Annotated in this window: 23 protein-coding genes; 9 read left to right on the forward strand and 14 right to left on the reverse strand. The window is 63.1% G+C overall.

The window, feature by feature from the left end; translation table 11 throughout:
- From ftsH to QZ964_RS18970, 6 genes are all read right to left on the reverse strand, one after another.
- Positions 1-1,872 (reverse strand): ATP-dependent zinc metalloprotease FtsH (gene ftsH / locus QZ964_RS18945; RefSeq protein WP_292533540.1); only part of this gene is annotated, 1,872 nt, incomplete at its 3' end.
- Positions 1,873-2,444: 572 nt separating this feature from the next.
- Positions 2,445-2,570 (reverse strand): hypothetical protein, encoded by a 126-nt coding sequence (locus QZ964_RS18950; protein WP_292533541.1) that lies wholly within the window; start codon positions 2,568-2,570, stop codon positions 2,445-2,447.
- 132 nt (positions 2,571-2,702) lie between these two features.
- Positions 2,703-3,353, reverse strand: a complete 651-nt coding sequence (locus QZ964_RS18955) for an acyl-homoserine-lactone synthase (RefSeq protein ID WP_292533543.1) — start codon at positions 3,351-3,353, stop codon at positions 2,703-2,705.
- The gene (locus tag QZ964_RS18960) at positions 3,350-4,141 is read right to left on the reverse strand and encodes an autoinducer binding domain-containing protein (protein WP_292533545.1); all 792 of its coding nucleotides are present in this window, start codon (positions 4,139-4,141) and stop codon (positions 3,350-3,352) included. Before QZ964_RS18960 ends, QZ964_RS18955 begins: the two co-directional genes overlap by 4 nt.
- A gap of 159 nt (positions 4,142-4,300) precedes the next feature.
- Positions 4,301-5,197, reverse strand: coding sequence for an outer membrane beta-barrel protein (locus QZ964_RS18965; protein ID WP_292533547.1), 897 nt, complete (start codon positions 5,195-5,197; stop codon positions 4,301-4,303).
- A 486-nt stretch (positions 5,198-5,683) separates the two neighbouring features.
- Positions 5,684-6,274: a PAS domain-containing protein gene (locus tag QZ964_RS18970; RefSeq protein ID WP_292533548.1), complete on the reverse strand. Its 591-nt coding sequence runs from the start codon at positions 6,272-6,274 to the stop codon at positions 5,684-5,686.
- A 329-nt stretch (positions 6,275-6,603) separates the two neighbouring features.
- Between QZ964_RS18970 and QZ964_RS18975 the strand changes: the two genes are divergently transcribed.
- Complete coding sequence (locus tag QZ964_RS18975) at positions 6,604-7,299, forward strand: rhomboid family intramembrane serine protease (protein WP_292533550.1); 696 nt, start codon at positions 6,604-6,606, stop codon at positions 7,297-7,299.
- Between the two features lie 60 nt (positions 7,300-7,359).
- Entirely contained in the window at positions 7,360-7,791 is a 432-nt protein-coding gene (locus QZ964_RS18980; RefSeq protein ID WP_292533551.1) for a CBS domain-containing protein, read from the forward strand.
- 103 nt (positions 7,792-7,894) lie between these two features.
- On the opposite strand, the gene QZ964_RS18985 is transcribed toward QZ964_RS18980, so the two are convergent.
- The 3 genes from QZ964_RS18985 to folE form a co-directional block, all read right to left on the reverse strand.
- Complete coding sequence (locus QZ964_RS18985; RefSeq protein ID WP_292533553.1) at positions 7,895-8,890, reverse strand: patatin-like phospholipase family protein; 996 nt, start codon at positions 8,888-8,890, stop codon at positions 7,895-7,897.
- Positions 8,891-9,068: 178 nt separating this feature from the next.
- Positions 9,069-9,461, reverse strand: coding sequence for a phosphoribosyl-AMP cyclohydrolase (gene hisI / locus QZ964_RS18990; RefSeq protein WP_292533554.1), 393 nt, complete (start codon positions 9,459-9,461; stop codon positions 9,069-9,071).
- Positions 9,461-10,090 carry a GTP cyclohydrolase I FolE gene (gene folE, locus QZ964_RS18995; protein ID WP_292533555.1) on the reverse strand — a complete coding sequence of 210 codons (630 nt, stop codon included), beginning with the start codon at positions 10,088-10,090 and terminating at the stop codon, positions 9,461-9,463. The genes hisI and folE overlap by 1 nt, the downstream gene beginning before the upstream one ends.
- Positions 10,091-10,343: 253 nt before the next feature.
- On the opposite strand from folE, the gene QZ964_RS19000 reads away from it, so the two are divergent.
- The 5 genes from QZ964_RS19000 (at position 10,344) to ruvB (ending at position 14,442) form a co-directional block, all read left to right on the forward strand.
- A complete protein-coding gene (locus QZ964_RS19000; protein ID WP_292533557.1) occupies positions 10,344-10,769 on the forward strand; it encodes an iron-sulfur cluster assembly scaffold protein in 426 nt (141 codons plus the stop codon).
- An 83-nt stretch (positions 10,770-10,852) separates the two neighbouring features.
- Positions 10,853-12,109 carry a dicarboxylate/amino acid:cation symporter gene (locus QZ964_RS19005; RefSeq protein WP_292533558.1) on the forward strand — a complete coding sequence of 419 codons (1,257 nt, stop codon included), beginning with the start codon at positions 10,853-10,855 and terminating at the stop codon, positions 12,107-12,109.
- Between the two features lie 38 nt (positions 12,110-12,147).
- Complete coding sequence (gene ruvC / locus QZ964_RS19010; protein WP_292533560.1) at positions 12,148-12,651, forward strand: crossover junction endodeoxyribonuclease RuvC; 504 nt, start codon at positions 12,148-12,150, stop codon at positions 12,649-12,651.
- Positions 12,648-13,262 (forward strand): Holliday junction branch migration protein RuvA, encoded by a 615-nt coding sequence (gene ruvA / locus QZ964_RS19015; protein WP_292533561.1) that lies wholly within the window; start codon positions 12,648-12,650, stop codon positions 13,260-13,262. Before ruvC ends, ruvA begins: the two co-directional genes overlap by 4 nt.
- Before the next feature lie 124 nt (positions 13,263-13,386).
- The gene (gene ruvB, locus QZ964_RS19020; RefSeq protein ID WP_292533562.1) at positions 13,387-14,442 is read left to right on the forward strand and encodes a Holliday junction branch migration DNA helicase RuvB; all 1,056 of its coding nucleotides are present in this window, start codon (positions 13,387-13,389) and stop codon (positions 14,440-14,442) included.
- Between the two features lie 209 nt (positions 14,443-14,651).
- On the opposite strand, the gene QZ964_RS19025 is transcribed toward ruvB, so the two are convergent.
- Entirely contained in the window at positions 14,652-15,689 is a 1,038-nt protein-coding gene (locus QZ964_RS19025; protein WP_292533563.1) for an MBL fold metallo-hydrolase, read from the reverse strand.
- 27 nt (positions 15,690-15,716) lie between these two features.
- Entirely contained in the window at positions 15,717-16,376 is a 660-nt protein-coding gene (locus QZ964_RS19030) for a peroxiredoxin (protein WP_292533565.1), read from the reverse strand.
- Positions 16,377-16,640: 264 nt separating this feature from the next.
- On the opposite strand from QZ964_RS19030, the gene ybgC reads away from it, so the two are divergent.
- Together ybgC and alr are read left to right on the forward strand one after the other, a co-directional pair.
- Entirely contained in the window at positions 16,641-17,066 is a 426-nt protein-coding gene (gene ybgC, locus QZ964_RS19035) for a tol-pal system-associated acyl-CoA thioesterase (RefSeq protein WP_292533566.1), read from the forward strand.
- Between the two features lie 57 nt (positions 17,067-17,123).
- Complete coding sequence (gene alr / locus QZ964_RS19040; protein WP_292533568.1) at positions 17,124-18,260, forward strand: alanine racemase; 1,137 nt, start codon at positions 17,124-17,126, stop codon at positions 18,258-18,260.
- Between the two features lie 3 nt (positions 18,261-18,263).
- On the opposite strand, the gene QZ964_RS19045 is transcribed toward alr, so the two are convergent.
- The 3 genes from QZ964_RS19045 to uvrB form a co-directional block, all read right to left on the reverse strand.
- Entirely contained in the window at positions 18,264-18,902 is a 639-nt protein-coding gene (locus QZ964_RS19045; RefSeq protein ID WP_292533569.1) for a Maf-like protein, read from the reverse strand.
- Between the two features lie 24 nt (positions 18,903-18,926).
- Positions 18,927-19,145 carry a translation initiation factor IF-1 gene (gene infA / locus QZ964_RS19050; RefSeq protein ID WP_014890360.1) on the reverse strand — a complete coding sequence of 73 codons (219 nt, stop codon included), beginning with the start codon at positions 19,143-19,145 and terminating at the stop codon, positions 18,927-18,929.
- Positions 19,146-19,363: 218 nt separating this feature from the next.
- Positions 19,364-21,961 carry an excinuclease ABC subunit UvrB gene (gene uvrB / locus QZ964_RS19055; protein WP_292533573.1) on the reverse strand — a complete coding sequence of 866 codons (2,598 nt, stop codon included), beginning with the start codon at positions 21,959-21,961 and terminating at the stop codon, positions 19,364-19,366.
- Between the last annotated feature and the right edge of the window lie 24 nt (positions 21,962-21,985).

The following is a 21,985-nucleotide window of genomic DNA, read 5'->3' on the forward strand; positions in this document are numbered from 1 at the left end:
TTGCCCCGTCGTCGGCACCGCCGAGCCGCGCGGCGGCGGCGTCGGCGTCGACTCTTCGCGCACCGGCCGCTTGCCGGCGAGCAGGCCCTTCATCTCGTCCCCGGACAGCGTCTCGAATTCGAGAAGCGCATTGGCGATCGTGTCGAGTTGGCTGCGCTTTTCCGACAGGATGCGCATCGCCTCGTCATAGGCCTCCTGCACCAATCGGCGCACCTCAGCGTCGATCGTCTGCTGCGTCGCCTCGGAAATCGTCTGCTGACGCCCGAGGGAATATCCGAGGAACTGCTCCTGCTCGGGATTGGCGTAGGCGACGGTGCCGAGCTTGTCCGAGAAGCCGAGCTGAGTGACCATCGCACGCGCCACACGGGTGCATTGCTGGATGTCCGAAGCCGCTCCCGACGTCACCTTGTCATGGCCAAAGATCATTTCCTCGGCGACGCGGCCGCCCATGGCGATGGCGAGCATCGCGGTCAGCTGCTCGTATGTCTGCGAGATCTGATCGCGCTCGGGAAGACCCTGCACCATGCCGAGCGCTCTGCCGCGCGGAATGATCGTCGCCTTGTGGATCGGCATCGCGCCAGGAACCGAGAGCTGCACCAGCGCATGGCCGCCTTCGTGATAGGCGGTGAGTTTCTTCTCCTCATCCGTCATCACCAGCGTGCGCCGCTCGGCGCCCATCATGATCTTGTCGCGGGCGTCCTCGAACTCCTGTTTCGTGACGATCCGCTTCGAGCGCCGCGCCGCGAGCAGCGCCGCCTCGTTGACAAGATTCATCAGATCGGCGCCCGAGAACCCCGGCGTGCCGCGCGCGACGATCTTCAAATCCACGTCCGGCGCCAAAGGCACCTTGCGGGCGTGAACCTTGAGGATCTTCTCGCGGCCGATGAAATCCGGGTTCGGCACCTGGATCTGCCGGTCGAAACGGCCCGGACGCATCAGCGCCGGATCGAGCACGTCCGGACGGTTGGTCGCGGCGATCAGGATGATGCCCTCATTCGCCTCGAAGCCGTCCATCTCGACGAGCAGCTGGTTCAGCGTCTGCTCGCGCTCGTCATTGCCGCCGCCAAGGCCGGCGCCGCGATGGCGGCCGACCGCGTCGATCTCGTCGACGAAGATGATGCAGGGCGCGTTCTTCTTCGCCTGTTCGAACATGTCGCGCACGCGCGACGCGCCGACGCCGACGAACATTTCGACGAAGTCGGAACCCGAGATCGAGAAGAACGGCACGCCCGCCTCGCCGGCGATGGCGCGCGCCAGCAAGGTCTTGCCGGTGCCTGGCGGTCCAACGAGCAGCACGCCGCGCGGAATGCGGCCGCCGAGACGCTGGAACTTCTGCGGATCGCGCAGGAATTCGACGATCTCCTGCAGATCCTCCTTGGCTTCGTCGACGCCGGCGACGTCTTCAAACGTGACGCGGCCTTGCGTCTCGGTCAAAAGCTTCGCTTTCGACTTGCCAAAGCCCATTGCGCGGCCACCTGCCCCGCCCTGCATCTGACGCGCCATGTAAATCCACACGGCGATGAAGAGCAACAGAGGCAATCCGTTGACAAGAAGAGTCGAGAGCCAACTGGGACTGTCGTTCGCCGGTTTGGCGCTGATCTGCACCTTCTTCGACTCAAGCTTCTGCACGAGGCCCGGATCATTGGGCGCATAGGTCGTGAAGGACCGGTTGTCGTTGAAGTGGCCCGAGATCTCGTTGCCGGACATCGTCACGTCGTGGATTCGGCCTTCGTCGATCTGCACCAGCAGTTCGCTGAAGGTGATCTCGCGAGCCGGCGTGCGGGTCTGCTGGTGTTGAAACAGCCCGAAGAGCAAGGCGCCGACTGCGACGAAGACGACCCAAGGCAAATATTTCTTCCAATTCGCCTTCATTTTCACCTCCATGACGAGAGCCGCGGCAAGCCGGGCGCCGTCGCCAATATCTATGCATCCTCCGCCAGAGGCGAAGAGACGCCTCGACCAGCGCGGGATGAGATTAGAAGTAATCTAGGTCAGGATGGCGCAATCGCCAAACGGGCGTCACAATTCGCCAAAAGAAGACACGGATGCGCTGTGTCGCCGCCGGCTAAACAAATGCTTCGGCTCAGCTTTCTTCGACCGACCGAGCCCTTGCCGGTAGCCTTGTCAGGATGGCGTCAGGCGCCTCTCCGGCTTTGGCGCGAGTCAAAAGTCAGAACATGACAGCCGGTCGCGGCGCGAGCGACGACATGCTCGCCGAGAGCGGCGAGGCGGCGCCTCAAAGTAAAGCTTATGTTGCTGACGGATAATCGTCATTGCGGCGCACAGACGCCAAAAACTTGGCCAATTAGTCATTGATTGAAATCGGGTTAATGGCTCTCTGCCGATTTGGCGGGCCGATTGATGAGCGGCAATGCAGGTGCATCGCAACAGCTTTTCCCACTTGGCTAATTTCAGAGTCGATGCGCTAATTTGTCGCGCCTGCTCTAGATGCGGTCATTCATTCCCCGGGCAGCGAGCCATAGGATAGAACCCATGAACGCCATCTCAGCGATTCTTTCGATCTTCGCCGCCGCCGCCGCCATCACGCTGGCGATCACCGCGATCGTCAACGCCTGAGCACGCTCATCGCCTGAAGCTTCGCCCGTCGTTTGGCGGCGAGGGGAACCTTGGGATCGACTGCGGAGCGCCTTTGCGTCTTGGACTGGCCCTGAGGGCTGTCCGATCTCCGTTCGAATTGGAGATCAGCGCCCGCGAAAGCGTGCGCTTTCGAGATTGGCCAAATTGACAAGCCGGCAAGCGTCCGCGCCGGCGAGATAGGAAAATTGCGCGTCCATCGCGGCGCCGACTTCATAAAGAGCGACACATATCTCCTCGCCGTCCAAGCTCATTGGCGGCGTTAACGTTTCACCGGCGCAGCCGCGAAAAGACAGCAATCTGTGCGCACCGCTGTCGAAAACGCCAATCACATGCGTCAGCGCAGCGGCCTGCGCGATCTCATTCAACGCAACGCCTATTTCGCCGACGGCGCGATCGATGATCTTTTCCTGGGCCTGACAATTTTCGATCGCCTCGAGCGACAGGCCACTCGCTTCCCAGATCAGCGGACTTTCAATTCGCAGAGACTGCGGCGCGCTTGCCGCGAAAGCGTCGTTCAACATCGTCACGCCGGTCGTCGGCAAAAGCCTCAGCGCGCCGACGATGCGTTCTGCATCATTAATCGCAAGAACGTAAAGCGGATCGAGCGAATCAAAATAATCGACGACCGACAGTCGACTGACTGCGCCCAACGGGCGATCGAGACGGGCCCGAGCCGCGCTCAGGCGCAGGTCATACATTTCGTCGGCGAGTCGAGGAAAGAGCGCGCGCGATTCGCCGGGAAGCAGCGCAATCATCGCTCGCGCCAGTCGATCGAAGCCGCGAGCCGAATCGGTTCGAACGACGGACAAGGCGGCTCCGCGCCACGCCACATCGAACCTGTTCCAACCGCTTTTTGGACAGCAGCATCGACGGTGGGGGCGTCAAGCCGCGCACGCGCCGTCTCCATCCAGAACCGCGCCGCGCTCGAGCTGGCACCGATGGCGAGACCAATCTCGTCGTCGGTTTTTCTCAAAGCCTTGAGGCGTAGACAGGCAAGCTCGCGGTCCATCAACTGGTCGCTGCGCGAATCTCTAGCCGACGAGCCGCGTCGCACCATCGCGTGGAAGATCGCGCTCGCGATCATGAGCCGGCGCGTCACAGCATGGCGCGACATTTCCGAGGCGCCGGATCCTCGGACGCAAACGCTGAACAATGCGTATTCGCCATCGCAGCCGCGCAACGGGATGGAGACACCATTCGAGTCGACATCGAGTTCGAGCGCTTCGCCGAGCAGTTTTCGAATGATCGGATCGTCACGCTCCAAAGCGCCCCAGCGCACAGGCGCTATGCCGCCCAAACCGGCGCGTAGAAGCGGCCCGAGGTCGACGCGGCCGGACTGGACATGAAGCTTACGCCAGGACGGGCCGCAAGCAGCAGAAAGCAGAGGCCGGCCGACGACGCCCGTCAGGAGATTGAAGGCGACATAAGCGACGTCGGCGAGGTCCGTCGCACGCAGGAATTCGTCGAGGAAGCTGTTGAGAATGGATCGTCTGTCGGCGCGCGCGAGCCGGTCGATAAGATCGAAAACGTCTTCGCAATACATTTGCGCGCATCACGCCGGAACCGGAAAACGCTCTAATACAGCGCTGGTCCGTATCAGGCAATCGCCGCGCCCAATCGATCTCAGTAAAGTGGGGCGCGGCGCGCCAAAAAAAGAGCCCGGCGTTGGCCGGGTTCTTTCCGTAAAGATCGCTCAGGTCGATCAGTATTTGGCGACGACCGGGGCGGCGCCCCAGTTGAAGTGATAGTTCACGCCAGCGCGAACGATATTGCCGTTATAACGATTGTTAATCTGCGGCGCGATGCCGTAACGGGAGAAGCCGAAGTTGCTACCCACCAGCACGCCAGCGGCATAGTTTACGTTACCGAGATCGTAATACAGGTATTCGACCTTGGCGGACCAGTTCGGCCAGAACATCCATTCAACGCCGCCACCAACCGTCCAGCCGACCCTGGTATCAGAGAAGGCCCCCGATGTAAGGCCGAACAGCTGCGAACCCAAGCCCACGTCACGGAATTGGAGCATGCTCACGGAGGACTGAACGCCCCCATATGCCAAACCACCCGTTCCATAGAGAAGGAACGTTGGCGTGAACAGCCAACCCAACCGACCGCGTACGGTGCCGATATAGTCGAGACGATTGGAAACATTATAGACTGTGCTCAAGGGATCGCCGTTAAGGGTCACAACGGCATTCCACGCTGTTCGGGAGCTGTTATTGCTCGCGATTCCCTGGATATCTGCTTCGACGCCCGCGACCACCGCGCCATTGTAAAACTGCCAGTTGTAACCGATCTGGCCGCCGCCGAGGAAACCGCCGTTGTTATTCCCTCCGATAAGCGCGCTACCCGACAGCGCCGCCCTCAGCACAATGTCAGGGTTAAACCCCGCGGGATTATAAATCGGCGCGGACGTGATCCGAGTATTGGTGCTGCTAGCCCAACCTCCTCCCGCGTTCAGACCGACATAGAAGCCCGTCCACATCGGGGGCGGCGGCGGGGGCGGCGGCGGGGGCGCCTTGTAGTGGGGAAGATCGGCCGCCAATGCCGGGCCGGTCAGCGCAAGCGCCAAGGCGACTGCGGAAAGAGACTTTTTCATTAGAATCCTCACTGCCTAGATTGAGGCGAAAATCCTTCGCCGAACTGCCCCGGTGGAACCAAAAAGCGATCGCTCGCTATAGGCCCAATCAATCAGTCGCGGCAGCGCACAGTCAATTCAAAAGCCCCTGAATCCGCGGGCGCTCGATCGGAATTTCGACGAGTGTGGCGCCAGAGCCACAATCAAATCCTGGAGGGGCGTGATCGCATCGATACGTCGATGCCGAAAACGGCAAAGGGGGGCGAAAACGGCTGCTAAGCCGCCATCGTAACGGCGCACAACGAGAGCGCTGAGGGGATGATTACGCCGCAGTCGATGGACGGTCGCGACAAGCATTCTTCAATAAGCTACCGGCCGTCCGCCGGCGTCGGATTGCTGCGCTGCAGAAAATCGGCCGCAGGTTTGTTGCGTCGGGGTTCCGCGCGCGAGTGTGAGACGATTGGCGAGCCAAAGAATATTTGCTCTATTCAGGAAAGTAAGTAATTCTCATAGCGCTTTACTGTAGTCGAACCTGTCACATTCGCCATCGGATGCAGCCAGCCGCTCGGCCGAGCCCAGGCGCCAGCCATCATCCGAAGCTTCGCAGGCTTTTTCGGACGGCGTCCACGAAGCGAGGAGGTCGAGTCGCCCGATCGGGCAAAGTCCCAGCCACGTTAGCGGCTGAACCGGCGCAAGCGACCCGAGAACGCGCGCACATCTGTTGCCGAAATGGCGCAAAGGCAAGAGCAGAAGTTCGAATTCAGCCCGTTCGCCGGCCCCCGCGCAAACAGCATGCGCCAAGAGAGGCGTTTCCTTGAAGATGACCTGGCGAACCGCCTCGCCAATGTCGTGACGATACTGGGCTGTCCACCAGCTCAGGAACGGGCGGCCCTTCTGGTCGTCCAGCCAGAGCGCGTTCACCCGCGCGCCGCAAAGCCGAAGCGGAAAGCGGTGCTCGACATCCACTTCGATGATGAATGTGTCCGCCAGGATATGGCGAATCGCAACGGGGTCGATGTCCGCTCGATCCGGCGCCCTCCGTTCGCCCTTCAGCTGATCCCAATAGTCGTGAAGATTCCTCGTAACCGGCAATTTCATCTGAATTCGCCCGACGCTTGCGCGCCCCTGCCCAGGATTGGCACGCCGCCCCCGCAGCCTTGCATCTGCTCGCCTAAACAGCAGGGGTCGTGCCATCGCCACAGCGGCGGATTCGGCGCTGACGCCGGGCTGTTCGCCAATGCAAAAAAGAGCAGCTAAAGCAGGAAGCTGCAGCGTCTATTGGCGTTGTTCCGATCCCTCGGTCGTCTACCATGCAGTTTCGCCGCCGCCGACGGGCGCTTCAAATCGGGACGCTCGCCGACTCCGCTCGCGCTAGATTAGCATTGAGGCTCTGCGGGCCTTCGCCAGGCAGACGGACAGGAGCGCACGTGGCCGCACAGCGCGAACGGATTTTCAATTTGCCGAAAGTGACGAAGACGCTCATCTTCGCGTTGACGGCCATACAGTTTGTCGTCGCCTACGCTCCTGCGGACTTCGCTCAGTGGCTGTTGGCGACATTCGCCTTCATCCCGGCGCGCGTGACGACCGAAGGCGGCGTCGAATACGCCACCATGCTGACCTATGCTTTTCTGCATGGCGACTGGACGCATCTCGTGGTCAATGTGTGCGCCCTCGCCGCCTTCGGAACGCCGGTCGAACGGCGATTCGGCTCGGCGCGCTACCTACTCTTTCTCGCTGCGAGCGCAATTTCCGGCGCGCTGTTCTTTTTTGCGCTGCATCCTTACGAGATCGCCCCGGTTGTCGGCGCATCTGGCGCAATCTCAGGAACAATGGGCGCGATCGTGCGTTTCGCATTTACGCCAGGAGCGCGACTGGCGGACGAAAGGGGCAATCCGCGGGCGCCATACGACGAGGGACCGGGTTCCACTTCGCTGTCGCAATTGCCGCTCAACCGGCAGGCGATGTTTTTCCTCGTTGCATGGCTAGCGGCGAACTTGCTTCTTGGCGCATTTCCGCAGGCGGCCGGCGCGTCGAGCGCCATCGCCTGGGAAGCGCATATCGGGGGATTTTTGTTCGGCCTGGTCTTTTTCCGTTTTTTTGATTGCGTGGGCCGATATCCTTAAGTTCGCAGTGACGCCTTTCGGCCGGCGAGGAGCCCGGTCGAGAGCCAAGAGGAGGGCCAGATGACGATCGCCAACATACTCGCAGAGAAAGGAAGAGAGGTGGTGACTGCGAGCGCCGGCACGACGCTGCAAGAGGCGGCTCAGCTCATGATGCGCTTCAGGATCGGCGCGCTTGTCATACTCGACGACAGCGGCCGATTGATCGGTCTCATCGCCGAGCGGGACATCGTTTCGGCGGTTGCGCTGGACGGTCCGGAGGCGCTGACGCAACCCATATCGTCCTTTATGCAGCAACATCCGCAACCGGCCCGGGAAGAGGACGCGGTCGAGAATACGATGCGCGTGATGACGGTCGAGAGGCGCCGGCACATTCCCGTGGTCCAGGAGACCCATCTCGTCGGCCTCGTCTCGATCGGCGACGTCGTGAAATACCGGATACGCGTCATCGAGGAGGAACACCGCTCGATGCGCGAATACATCGCCCAGGCGTAGATCGCGCTGCGTTGGACGAATTCGTCCAACGTCGCAGGCCGCGGCAGGGCTAGAACGCGCGCTACGCCAACGGCCAGGGGTCGCTAGTGCGCAGCGCGCTCTTCTATTTGACGCCGCTCGCCAGCGGGATGTGAGCGAAAATGTTCGGCAGCGCTCGCTTCGTCGCCTCGCGCCCGACGTGGATGAGCTGCTCCGCCCTGTGGAAATCGAACATTCCGACTTCTTCCATGCGCGCGGTGATGGTCGCGTCCGGCGGGTCGCCGGCCAGCCGCGAACGCAAGATTCGGTCTTGGATGATATTGAAGGCGTCGATCATCGCTGTGGCGACATTTGGCGCGTCGCTCGCCTGGCGGTCGAAATAGCGCGGCAGGAAACGATCTGCGAAGGAGAGGTCGGCCTTTTCTCCAAATGGCCCCGCCTCCACCGCACGTTTTTGCGCCGCCGGATCGTCGCGAATGACGCGCGCGCGATACATCGTGTCGGCGGTGACGTTCACGGCGATCACATATTCGGCGCCGAGAGCGCGGCAGACGGTGACCGGCACCGGATTGACCAGCGCGCCATCGAACAGCCAGCGGTCGCTGATGCGCACCGGCTCAAAGATGCCCGGCAAAGCATAGGACGCCCGGATCGCGAGCGACAGAGAACCGTGCTGCAGCCAAACCTCGTGGCCGGTGCCGACTTCGGTCGCCACGGCGGCGAACGGGATCGGCAGCTCTTCGATGTCGATGTTTGCGAGCTCTTTTTCCAGCGCGGACCGTAGCCGTTCGCCGGTGATCAGGCTGGCGCCGGAAAAGGAAAGGTCCATGAGCGTGAAGACGCGCCGCTTGGTCAGCGACAGGGCAAAGGCTTCGATCGCATCAAGCTTGCCGGCGGCGTAGCATCCCCCGATCACCGCGCCGATCGAGGTGCCTGCGATCACATCCGGCGAGATCCCATGGTCCACAAGCTCGCGCAGCACGCCGATATGCGACCAGCCGCGCGCCGCGCCTGCGCCAAGCGCCAATCCGATTGTCGGCTGTCCGCGTCTCTCCCGCTTCGCCTCTGTATCCGCCTTGCGAACGACGGTGGTCGGAGGAGCTTGGGGTTCGTCCGTCATCGCGCTACCCGCGTCGGAGCCGTGATCTTGGAGGTTGCTTGAGCGTAGCGATAACATGCCTGTGTTCCTGCTCCGCCATCTCTTCGGGCTCGAAGCGGCGCAAGTTATATTTGGACAACAGCCTGCGCCTCGAAAATGGCTTCCAGGTTAACTTTCCGCCAAATAGCGACGCCCGGCTCTAGGCGCCGTCGGCGGAGAATACCAGCGCGCCATCGCCGTTGAGCGCCCGATAGAAGCAGGATTTCCTCCCGGTATGACAGGCTTTGCCGTCGCCGCCGACGTCGACCTCGAGCAGCAGGGCGTCCTGATCGCAGTCGACGCGCAATGACAGAACCTTTTGGGTCTGGCCCGAAGTCTCGCCCTTGCGCCACAATTCACGCCGCGACCGCGACCAATAATGGGCGAAACCCGTCTCGATCGTCTTCTCGAGCGCGAGTTCGTTCATATAGGCGACCATCAGCACGTCGCGCGTCGCGGCTTCAACGGTGACGCAGACGATGAGGCCGTGCGCGTCGAATCTCGGCGCGAAGACGACCCCCTCCTCCACGTCCTCTTTAAGGGCCTGCGACATCAGCGCGCTCCGCGCAGCAGCGTGTAGAAATGCGCCTGCTGAGCCGGATCGTCGCGGAACACGCCGGAAAACTGCATGGTGACGGTCGACGATCCCTGTTTCATCACGCCGCGCATCGACATGCACATATGTTCGGCTTCGACCATCACGGCGACGCCGCGCGGCGCCAGCGCTTCGTCGATCGCCGCCGCAATCTGCGCCGTCATCGCCTCCTGGGTCTGAAGCCGGCGAGCGAAAATCTCGACGAGCCGGGCGAGCTTGGAGAGGCCGACCACGCCGCCGTTCGGGTAATAGGCGATGTGCGCCTTGCCGACAAAGGGCACGACATGGTGTTCGCAGTGGGACGTGAAGGGAATGTCGCGCACGAGCACGAGATCGTCGTAGCCTTCGACCTCCTCGAACACCTTCGACAGAACCTCGTCGGCGCTTTCCCGATAGCCGCTGAAGAATTCTTCATAGGCCTTGACCACCCGGCGCGGCGTGTCGCGCAGCCCCTCGCGGTCGGGATCGTCGCCTGCCCAGCGCAGCAGCATGCGCACGGCGGCCTCGGCCTCCGCGCGGCTGGGACGTTCGAGCTTTAGGGGCGGTTCGAACGAAGAAAGGGGAAAGGTCTTAACCACGTCATCCATGTGGCGCCTCCGACTAACAATCGCCGACCGCCTTCAAAAGGGCGTCGGCCGTCTGGTGCCTTGCACGAAGCGTGCAAGTCCCGGTCCCTCAAATCGTCGCCCTCTCCGGTGGTTCGAGATCACGCGAGAATTCGAGACTACGCGGCCTTTGACGGCCCCGGCGGGCCAGCCGCTTTCGCGAAGGCGCGCAAAATCCTATATAGAGTTTCATCGAGGCGATGGTAAGGCCTTCGCTTGAAACGCGCCGGCGGCGATGCTCGACAACATATATAATCAACGCATTCTGGAGCTTGCCGGAAATATTCCGCGCCTCGGCCGGCTGCCGCAGCCGGACGCGACCGCCTCCGCCTATTCCAAGCTCTGCGGCTCGACGATCACCGTCGATTTGAAGCTGCGCGACGGCAAGGTGGCGGACTATGCGCATGAATTGAAGGCCTGCGCCTTGGGTCAGGCGTCGGCCTCGATCATGGCCCGCAATGTAGTCGGCTCGACCCCGCAGGAGCTGCGCGAGGCGCGCGACGTGCTGCGCCGAATGCTCAAGGAGAACGGCCCGCCGCCGACCGGCAAATGGGCCGACCTCGCGGTGCTGGAGCCGGTGCGCGACTATAAGGCGCGCCACGGCTCGACGATGCTGGCCTTTGACGCCGTGGCGGACGCGGTGGGGAAGGCGGAGGCTTGATCGCATGCCGAAGGCCTGAAGCACTCATTCTGTCGCTAACGCACCTTCAATAGCCGTCTCTCGCGCAGTCAAGGTCTTCCCAGTTGATCTCACAGGATGCGGAACGGACGACCGGCCGCCTGGGCGCCCTCGGCTGGTGGCGCGCGACTCCCCTTTATCTGCGCATTCTGGGGGCCGTCGCACTGGGGCTTGCCGTCGGCGTCCTGCTTGGCGACCAGGCGGCGCCGCTCGAAATTCCCGCGAAGCTCGTTCTGCGGCTCCTCGGAGCGCTTGCCCCTCCGCTGATCCTGCTGGCGATCGTGCAGGCGCTGATGCGCGCGCATCTTGGCGGCCGGCAGGCGCTGCGGCTGGTTACGCTGCTGTTGACGAACACGCTGGTGGCGATCGGCATCGGCCTCCTTGTCGCCAATGTCCTTCAGCCCGGTTCATGGTCGAGCCCCGCGCCGGCGCATGCGCCCGCCAAGGCCACGGCCGCGGTCGATCCCCTCGCGCAATTTCTGGACAATGTGCCAAAGAGCATCGGCGGGCCGTTTTCCGACAATGGCGCGGTGATGGGCGTCATCTTCATTGCCGTGGCGCTCGGCGTCGCCTTGAGAAGCCTGCGACATTACGAGGTGCGCACGGTCGAAGACCTCGTGCACGTCGCGCTGACCAGTCTGATCACCATTCTGCACTGGATCATCGACCTCGTGCCGCTGGCGGTGTTCGGCATCGTCGCCAGCATCATCGGCGTGAAAGGCTTTGGCGATTTTCTCGCGCTCGGAGGCTTCGTCGTCGCCGTGCTCGCGGCGCTGCTGCTGCAAGCCGGCTACTACCTCATTCGCGTGCGCCTCGGGTCCTGGGCGCGACCGCTCTATGTGCTGCGCGGCGTGCGGGACGCTTTGGTGATGGCGTTTTCGACGGGCAGCTCCACCGCCACCATGCCGGTGACCTACGCGCGTCTGCGCGAAAATGTCGGGCTGCGCGAGGAGTCCGCCAGCATGGGCGCGCTGGTGGGCGCGAATTTCAACAATGACGGCACGGCGCTCTATGAAGCCATGTCGGCGTTGTTCGTCGCGCAATTGCTCGGCATGCATTTGACGCTCAGCCAGCAGTTCATCGTCGTGGTGACGTCCGTCGTCGCATCCGTCGGCGCGGCCGGCATTCCGGAAGCGGGTTTGGTGACGATGACCATGGTCTTCAAGGCCGTGGCGCTGCCCACCGACTACATCGCCATACTTTTTACCGTCGACTGGTTCCTGGACCGCTGCCGGACTGCCATCAACGTCATGGGCGACGTTACGGTCAGCTGTCTGCTGGACGGAAAAACGCGCGAGGGGCCGGAGACGCGACCGCCCTGAGGCTCGCCCAAACGCCCCTTTCCGCCTACGCTCGCAGCATGACCCCTGCCCCGATTCGCATCCTCGGCATTGATCCCGGCCTGCGCAACACCGGCTGGGGGGTCATCGCGGCGCAGGGTTCGCGGCTCTCCTTCATCGCCTGCGGGCGCGTGCGCTCGGACGCCAGCCTCAACATGGGCGAGCGGCTGCGGCAATTGCACGACGGGCTGATGGGCGTCATCGCCGACCATGCGCCGCAGGAAGCGGCGATCGAAGAGACCTTCGTCAATCGCGATCCGCAGTCGGCGCTCAAACTCGGACAGGCGCGCGGCGTTGCGCTCACCGCCGCTGCCCTCGCCGGCCTCGTCATCGCCGAATACGCCGCCAATCTCGTAAAGAAAACGGTGGTTGGCGCCGGCCATGCCGACAAGGCGCAAGTGCAGATGATGGTGCGCGTGCTGTTGCCGGCGAGCGCGGCGACGAGCGCCGACGCCGCCGACGCGCTGGCTGTCGCGATCTGCCACGCCCAGCATCGCGGGGCGCGACTGCGAGTTTCCGCATGATCGGCAAGCTCAAGGGCCTTATCGACTCCTATGGCGAGGATTTCGTCATCCTCGACGTCAACGGCGTCGGCTATGTCGTGCATTGTTCGACGCGCACGCTGCAAAAACTGCCGCGCGTCGGCGAGGCGTCCGCGCTCGCCATCGAAACGCAGGTGCGCGAAGATTCGATCCGGCTCTTCGGCTTTTCGAGCGAAGCCGAGCGCGACTGGTTCCGGCTGCTGCAGACCGTGCAGGGCGTCGGCGCCAAAGTGGCGCTGGCGATCCTGTCGATTCTTCCGGCGAGCGATCTCGCCTCCGCCATCGCCCTGCAGGACAAGGCGACTGTCGCCCGTGCGCCGGGCGTCGGGCCCAAGCTCGCCGCGCGCATCGTCGCGGAACTGAAAGATCAGGCCCCCGCCTTCGGCACCGTCGACCCCGCCCTCGCGCGGCTCTCCGGCGAGGAGCCCGAAGGCGCGCCATCGGCGGCGCGCGACGCGATTTCGGCGCTGGTCAATCTCGGCTATGGGCGCCCGCAGGCGGCCGCCGCCGTGGCGGAAAGCCTCAAGCAGCTGGGCGAAGCGGCCGAGGCCGGGGCGCTGATCCGTCAGGGTCTGCGCGAACTCGCGCGCTGAGCGCGCGCGATCAAGGCCAGAAGTTCCTCGAAATCGTCGAGGGACATATACTCATATTGCGAGGACGGGCGATTCACGGCGCGGCTCCGTTTGCCGCATCTTAGCACAGCGCCTGCGCCAGCGCATGGGAGCCGCCCGTTTGACCACGCCAGCGCGTCTTGTCAGCCCTGAGCAGCGCGACGACGACGCCGACGCGTCGCTTCGCCCCCTGTCGCTTTCGGACTTTACGGGCCAGGAGGCGGCGCGCGCCAATCTCAAGGTGTTCATCGGGGCCGCCAAGACACGCGGCGAGGCGCTCGACCATGTGCTGCTCGTCGGCCCGCCGGGATTGGGAAAGACGACGCTGGCGCAGATCGTGGCGCGCGAGCTTGGCGTCAACTTCCGCTCGACCTCCGGCCCCGTCATCGCCAAGGCCGGCGATCTCGCCGCGCAGCTCACCAATCTCGAACCGCGCGACGTGCTGTTCATCGACGAAATCCACAGGCTCAATCCGGCGGTGGAGGAAATCCTCTATCCCGCAATGGAGGATTTCCAGCTCGACCTCATCATCGGCGAGGGTCCGGCTGCGCGCTCGGTGAAGATCGATCTTGCGAAATTTACTCTCGTCGGGGCGACGACGCGCGCGGGGCTCTTGACTACGCCGCTGCGCGACCGCTTCGGCATTCCGATACGGCTCAATTTCTACACGCCGGAAGAACTGGAGCTGATCGTCAAGCGGGGCGCGCGCGTGCTTGGCGTCGGCCTCGACGACGCCGGCGCGAAAGAGATCGCACGGCGCTCGCGCGGCACGCCTCGTATCGCCGGTCGCCTTTTGCGGCGCGTGCGCGATTTCGCCATCGTTGAAGACGCGGGATCGATCACGCGCAAACTCGCCGACCGGGCGCTGTCGCTGTTAGAGGTCGATTCGATCGGTCTCGACATCATGGACCGGCGCTACCTTGATCTGGTCGCCGTCAATTTCGGCGGCGGTCCCGTCGGCATCGAAACGATCTCCGCGGCGCTGTCGGAGCCGCGCGACGCGATCGAAGACATCATCGAGCCGTTTCTATTGCAGCAGGGCTTTTTGCAGCGCACGCCGCGCGGGCGCCTGCTGACGCCGCACGCCTTCCGCCACCTCGGCCTCGCCGAACCGGCGCGCCCCGCCGCGCAATTCGGATTGTTCGGAGAAGACGAAAACTAATACGCGTCAAGCGGTGAGCACGAAATAGATCATTGCGCCGAATAAGAGAACGGCGGCAATTTCGCCGGCATGCTCTAGCGCCTTCAGCGCATGGCTTAGAAATTTCGAGTTCATAATGCTTCCTCCATGAAAAGCTTATGTGGCGTCTCAAGCTGCGCTTTCCAGCCGATGCCGCCAGCTCGACCGATAGATCGAAGTAAATGTCAAAATTAACGCACGATCGGTCCACCGGCCTTCAGCCAAGCGTCGAGGCCGCCCTGAATGTGGCGGGCCGAGGTTATTCCCGCTTCCTGCGCGGCTTCCACCGCCATCGCAGAGCGCTCGCCGAAGGCGCAATAAAAAACGATGCGATTACCGGTGGCAACCGCCAATTCATGCAGCAATCCGCCGTCACGAATGTTCTCCTCCAACTCGCCGTAGGGCATATGCAGCGAGCCTGGGATGACGCCCTGAGCGTCCCGTTCATGCGCTTCACGCAGATCGACAAGAGCGATTGAGGGCTGACCGAGAACGCCGAACGCCTCTTGAGGGGTGAACGCCCAGCCGCGCTGCGCAATCTCCTCCTGATGCAGACCGATATGTCTGTTGGCAGGCACCGCCACATCCATCATTTTCGGATTGGGCAAATGCAGACTGTCCATCAGCGCGACATATTCGTCGACGGATTTGACCTGCAAACGCGGATTGAACGCCCGCTCCTCCTCGATCGTGCTGACCGTATCACCCTTATAGTCATGGCCGGGATAGACGAGCGTCGCGTCCGGGAACTTCAATAGCTTTCCAAAGATTGATTCGTATTCGGCCCGCGCGTCGCCGTTCTGGAAATCCGTGCGTCCCGTGCCGCGGATGAGCAGCGTGTCGCCGGTGAAGACCCTGTCCGCCATCGCGAAACTATATGAATCGTCCGTATGCCCCGGCGTATAGAGGACTTCGAGCTCGACGCCCGGAATTCGGATGCGGTCGCCTTCGCGAACGCGCATCGACACCACGTCGGCGGCGCTTCGCTCGCCCATCACGGTTATGCAATGCGTGCGGTCGCGAAGCGCCCCCAGTCCGGTGAGGTGATCGGCATGCGTATGTGTGTCGACGGCCTTCACCAGTCGGACATCGAGCTCGCGGATCAGCTGCAGATAACGATCAACCTTGTCGAGCACCGGATCGATGATCAGCGCCTCCGCGCCGTGATTGCCGGCGAGGAGATAGCTGTAGGTGCAGGAAACGCTATCGAACAGCTGTCTGAAGATCATGGCGCGCGCCTCGCGCCTTCGCCCGAATCACTTCGGCTGCGGAACGATGCGGAGATAAGGCCGCGGCGCGTTCCAGCCGTCCGGATAGATTTTCTTCGCCTCGTCGTCGGACACCGAACCGGCGATGATGACGTCGTCGCCCGGCCGCCAATTGACGGGCGTCGCGACCTTATGTTTGGCGGTCAGTTGCAGCGAGTCGATGACCCGAAGCACTTCGTCGAAGTTGCGGCCCGTCGTCATCGGATAGACGATGATGAGTTTGATTTTTTTGTCTGGTCCGATAACGAACACGTTACGCACGGTCTGATTGTCGGCCGGCGTCCTGTTGCTGGCGTCGCCCGAGGCGGCCGCCGGCAGCATGCCGTAAAGCTTCGATATGCCGAGGTTGGTGTCGCCGATCATCGGATAATGCGGGGTCGCGCCCTGCGTTTCGGCAATGTCGACCGCCCATTTCGCGTGGTTGTCGACCGGATCGACGCTCAAGCCGATGACCTTGACGTTGCGCCGCTTAAATTCGGGTTCGAGCTTGGCCATATAGCCGAGCTCGGTCGTGCAGACAGGCGTGAAATCCTTGGGATGCGAGAACAGGATGCACCAGGAATCGCCGATCCAATCGTGGAATTTGATAGGTCCCTGCGTGGTGTCGGCTTCAAAATCCGGCGCCGTGTCGCCAATCTGGAAAGACATGTGGGAGCTCCTCAGCTATTGTTCGCCCGCTTTACGCAAGTTCTTTGCCGCCCTGTCACCGCGTATATTGGTTAAATGCGACCATTTGTCAGTATCAATAACGGCGGCGCTCACGCCACGCCTTTCTCCGCCAGAAGCGCGGCTTGCGAAAAAGTCGCACCCGGCCTTTCGCATCGACCGCACTCTAAACTTTTGAGACCGATCACGTTATCACTATTTGGGCGAACCCGCCCAGATTCAGCGTGATCTAACCCGCCAGCAGCTATGAACGCCACCGCGCCGTGTCAGTCCCTCTCCATTCGCGTCTATTACGAGGACACCGATTTTTCCGGGCTCGTCTACCACGCGTCCTATCTTCGCTTTATGGAGCGGGCGCGCACGGAAATGCTGCGCGCGCTCGGCCTCGATCAGCGGGTGTTGCTCGAAGGCGCGGCCGGCGCGCCGATTTTTTTTGTCGTACGCGCAATGGACGTCGACTTCCAAAGGCCGGCGACCATGGACGACCTGCTGACCGTCGAAACCGAGACTGTTGACCTCGGCGGCGCATCGCTGACCCTTGAGCAGCGGGTGATGCGGGACGCGGAACTTCTCGTTCGCGCCAAAGTCAGGGTGGTGTGCGTTGAAGCCGGCCGCGCGCGCCGCCTTCCCCCCGAGGTGCGCGCCAAATTTGAGCGCTTGCTGCCGATTTAGGGTATAAATCTCGCCGCCATCTGGACGCCGCCTTTTGCGGACTAAAATGGCGTCGAGATGGGAATCATCGAACCCGCTACGCGACTGCGGCCCCGGACCGAGACTTCGGACCCGGCGGAAACCGGCGTTCTGACCGTCGATCTCGCCGCGCTCGCCGACAATTGGCGAACAATGGCGCGACTCGCGCCCGGCGCGGAATGCGGCGCGGTGGTGAAGGCCGACGCCTATGGGCTGGGGCTTACGCCCGTAATGCGCGCGCTGCGCGCGGCCGGCTGCCGAACCTTTTTCGTCGCCAATGTGGTGGAGGGTGAAACAGCGCGGGCCGTTGCGCCCGACGCAACGATCTATGTGCTGGACGGCCTCGTTCCCGGTGCGGCGCGGCGCCTCGCCGCCGCCGATCTCATTCCCGCCTTGGGCTCGCTCGGCGAAATCGAGGAATGGGCGGCGGCGGGCGGCAAACCCAAAGCCGCGATCCATTTTGACTCAGGCATGAATCGTTTCGGCCTTCCGATCGACGAGGCGGCGGCGGCCGCCGAGCGCGCGCGGAAGATCACGCCGACCCTGGTGATGAGCCATTTTGTCAGTTCGCAGATCCGTGACGCGGACCGCAACGCACGGCAGATCGAGGCATTCCTCGACGCCCGCGCGCGCTTCGCCGACATTCCGGCGTCGATGTCGAATTCTTCCGCCGTCTTCCTGCCGCAGCGGCCGCATTTCGATCTCATCCGGCCCGGCTACGCGCTCTATGGCGGGAATCCGACGCCCTATGCCGAATGTCCGATGCGTCCGGTCGCGCGGCTGAACGCGCGCATTCTGTCGACGCGAGAGATCGAGCCCGGTGCCTGCGTCGGCTATGACGCGCTTTGGTCGGCGCAAAAGCGCACGCGGATCGCGACGATCGGCGTCGGCTATGCGGACGGCGTGCCGGCCGGCGCCAGCGCCTGTGCCGGAAAGCCGGCAGGGGAAGCGCTGGTCGGCGGAGTCCGCTGCCCCTTCATCGGCCGCGTCTCGATGGACTACATCGTGCTCGATGTCTCCGATGCGCCGAAAGACGCCGCGCAACGCGGGGAATGGGTTGAGTTGCTCGGCGACAAGATCTGCATCGAGGATGCGGCGTCCCGCGCCGGGACGATCGGCTATGAGATTCTCACCCGGCTCGGAGCGCGATTCTCGCGCCGCTACCTGGGCGGTTAAGACTCACGCCATCGCAATCCACAGCGCGAGCACGGGGTATCCCTCTCCCGCAAGCAGAGACACGGTCTCGTAAAGCGGCAGTCCGACGATCGCGGTATACGACCCGACGATCTTCACGACGAAGACGCCAGCGCGCCCCTGGATGGCGTAGGCGCCGGCCTTGCCGCGCCACTCGCCGGTCGAAAGATAGGCTTCGATCTCGGTCGAGCCGAGGCGCTTGAAGCGCAGCCGCGCCTCGACGAGCCGCTTGCGCTCGAAGCCGCGCGGGGTGACGAGGCTCACCGCCGAATAGACCCGATGCTGGCGTCCGGAAAGGAGCTGTAGGCACTCCTCGGCCTCCTCCCGCGTCTCCGCCTTGGGCAGGATGCGCCGTCCGACGGCGACGACGGTGTCCGCGGCGATCAGATATGAGTCTTTCAGTTCGGCTCGCGTCGCCCTGAGCTTGGCGGCGGCAGCGGCCTTCTCGCTGGCGATTCGCGTGGCGTAGGCGCGCGGCGATTCTCCACGGTGCGGCGTCTCGTCGATGTCGGCGGGCAGCAGCGCGTCGGCGTCGAGCCCGGCCTGCTGCAACAGCGCCAGGCGCCTAGGCGAAGCTGATGCGAGGATGAGCTTGGGACGGGCGATTGGAGGATGGGCTGTCAAGAATGTCGCTCCGCCAAAAGAAAATTACCGGAAACGATATGTTATACGGCCCTTGGTCAAATCATAAGGGGTCATTTCGACGAGCACCTTGTCGCCGGTCAACACGCGGATACGGTTCTTGCGCATCTTGCCGGCGGTATGGGCGATGATTTCATGGTCGTTTTCGAGCTTGACGCGAAACATCGCGCTCGGCAGCAATTCGGTGACGACGCCGGGGAATTCGAGCAGTTCTTCCTTGGCCATGTGGTTCCTTGTAAGGCGCTATCCGTCGCGAGGCCGGCCGCGCGGCTTAAGATAGCGCGAAAAATGCGAAAAACCCGCTGCCCCGGCCGGGGAGCGGACTTGAGCGCGGACCCTAATCGAGAACGAAGGATTTGTGAACCGCGGAGTTTTACGCGCGATCCCTTCTCCCATTTACGGGAGAAGGGATCGACTGCATCATCTCGACTACGAATCGCCGCTCACTTCGGCTTGCCCTTCACCGTGCGCGTGCCTGGCTTGCCGCCCGACGAGCGTGGCGAGACGCGCGGCGGCGGCATGAGCCGACCCACGGGCCGCGCTTCGCCGCCGCCGAAATTATGCGGGCCCATGTCGGCGTCGGTCGGCTTATGGGCGCGGGTCGCGAGCTTTTCCTCTTCGTCGCGGCGTATGGCGCCGCGCCCTCCCCGCCCGAAGGACGCGCGAAACTGCGGGCTCGCCTCGGCGAGCAATTCGGCGCGCTGCAGCCGCTGGATTTCATCGCGCATTCGCGCCGCCTCTTCGAAGGCGAGATCCGCCGCCGCCGCCTTCATGCGCTTTTCGAGATCGGCGATCGTCGCCGCGAGATTATGGCCGGGCGCGATGTCATAGCCAGTATCGACCGTCACATGGTCCTGCTCGGCGACCGACCCGAGAATGTCGGCGATGCCGCGCTTGATCGACGCCGGTGTGATGTTGTTCTCGCGATTGTAGGCTTCCTGCTTGGCGCGGCGCCTGTTGGTCTCGTCGATCGCGCGTTTCATCGAGCCGGTGATCTGATCGGCATAGAGGATGACGCGGCCGTCGATATTGCGCGCGGCGCGGCCGATGGTTTGCACGAGCGAGGTTTCCGAACGCAGAAAGCCTTCCTTATCGGCATCGAGAATCGCGACAAGCCCGCATTCGGGAATATCCAGACCCTCACGCAAGAGATTGATGCCGACGAGCACGTCAAAGGCGCCGAGCCGCAGATCGCGGATGATTTCGATGCGCTCGATGGTGTCGATGTCGGAATGCATGTAGCGCACGCGCACGCCGTTTTCGTGCAGATATTCGGTTAAGTCTTCCGCCATGCGCTTGGTGAGCACGGTGACCAGCGAGCGATAGCCGATCTGCGCCGTGGCGCGCGCTTCGTCCAGGAGATCGTCGACCTGGGCGCGCGCCGGACGCACTTCGACGGGCGGGTCAATCAGCCCGGTCGGGCGAATGACCTGTTCGACGAAGACACCGCCGGTCTGATTGAGCTCCCAATTGCCCGGCGTCGCCGAGACCGCCACGGTCTGCGGCCGCATCGCGTCCCATTCCTCGAAGCGCAAGGGCCGATTGTCCATGCAGGACGGCAAACGGAAGCCATATTCGGCGAGCGTCGCCTTGCGGCGGAAGTCGCCCTTGTACATGCCGCCGATCTGCGGAACCGACACATGGCTCTCGTCGGCGAAGACCAACGCATTGTCCGGCAGATATTCGAACAGCGTCGGCGGCGGCTCGCCAGGCTTGCGGCCGGTGAGATAGCGCGAATAATTCTCGACGCCGGCGCAGGAGCCGGTCGCCTCCATCATTTCGAGGTCGAAACGGGTGCGCTGCTCGAGCCGCTGCGCCTCGAGCAGACGGCCTGAGCGGTACAGTTCTTCGAGTCTCGCGCGCAGCTCGTCCTTAATCGCCTTGATCGACTGCAGCAGCGTCGGGCGAGGCGTGACATAATGCGAGTTTGCGTAGACCTTCACGAATTCGAGATCGACCGTCTTCTTGCCGGTCAAAGGATCGAATTCGGAAATCGACTCGACCTCGTCGCCAAAGAAGCTCACGCGCCAGGCGCGGTCCTCATAGTGAGCCGGGAAAATATCGACGGTGTCGCCGCGCACCCGAAAAGTTCCGCGGATGAAATCCGCGCCGGTGCGGCGATAATGCAGCGCGACGAGATCGGTGACGAGCTGCCGCTGCTCCAGCTTCTCGCCGAGCGTCACCGAGAAGGTCATCGCCGTATAGGTTTCGACCGACCCGATGCCATAGATGCAGGAGACCGAGGCGACGATGATGACGTCGTCGCGCTCCAACAGCGCGCGCGTCGCCGCGTGGCGCATGCGGTCGATCTGCTCGTTCACCGACGATTCTTTCTCGATATAGGTGTCCGACCGCGGCACATAGGCTTCGGGCTGGTAATAGTCGTAGTAGGAGACGAAATATTCGACGGCGTTATTCGGAAAGAAGCTCTTGAACTCGCCATAAAGCTGGGCGGCAAGCGTCTTGTTCGGCGCGAGAATCAGCGCCGGCCGCTGCACGCGTTCGATCACGCTCGCCATGGTGAAGGTCTTGCCCGAGCCGGTGACGCCGAGCAGCACCTGGTCGCGTTCCTGCGCGGCGATTCCCTTGACCAGCTCCTCGATCGCCGCCGGTTGATCGCCCTTCGGCGTATAATCCGAAACCAGCTCGAACCGCACGCCGCCTTCGGACTTGGGCGGCCGCTCGGGCCGATGTGGCGTCCAGGGTTTTTGATCGCGGAGGTTCGGGTCGCCAAGGCGCAGCAATTGCGCAAGGCTCTCGGCGGTGGCCTCGACGCCGCCGATATTTTGAGCGCCGCTTCCTGAAGTCGCGCCCTCGGCATGTAACCCTTCGCCGAGCCCGTATTTCTCGATCTCCTCCTCATCGAGCCCGTGGATCGAGGCGGCGTCATAGGCGGCTTGCGAAGCTTCGCCGAATCCCGGCGCGAGCGCGGGATTGAGGAGTTGCATGAGATGCGGCGCGAGCGGCGCAACCTCCGGCTTCGCCGCCTTGGCGCGCGTCGGCCGCGCCGGGTCTCTGGGCTTTTTAGGGGGAGAGGCCATGGCGCCAATATGGGGCCAACGCCC

The organism is Methylocystis sp. (genome assembly GCF_021731785.1).
Classification (GTDB): domain Bacteria; phylum Pseudomonadota; class Alphaproteobacteria; order Rhizobiales; family Beijerinckiaceae; genus Methylocystis.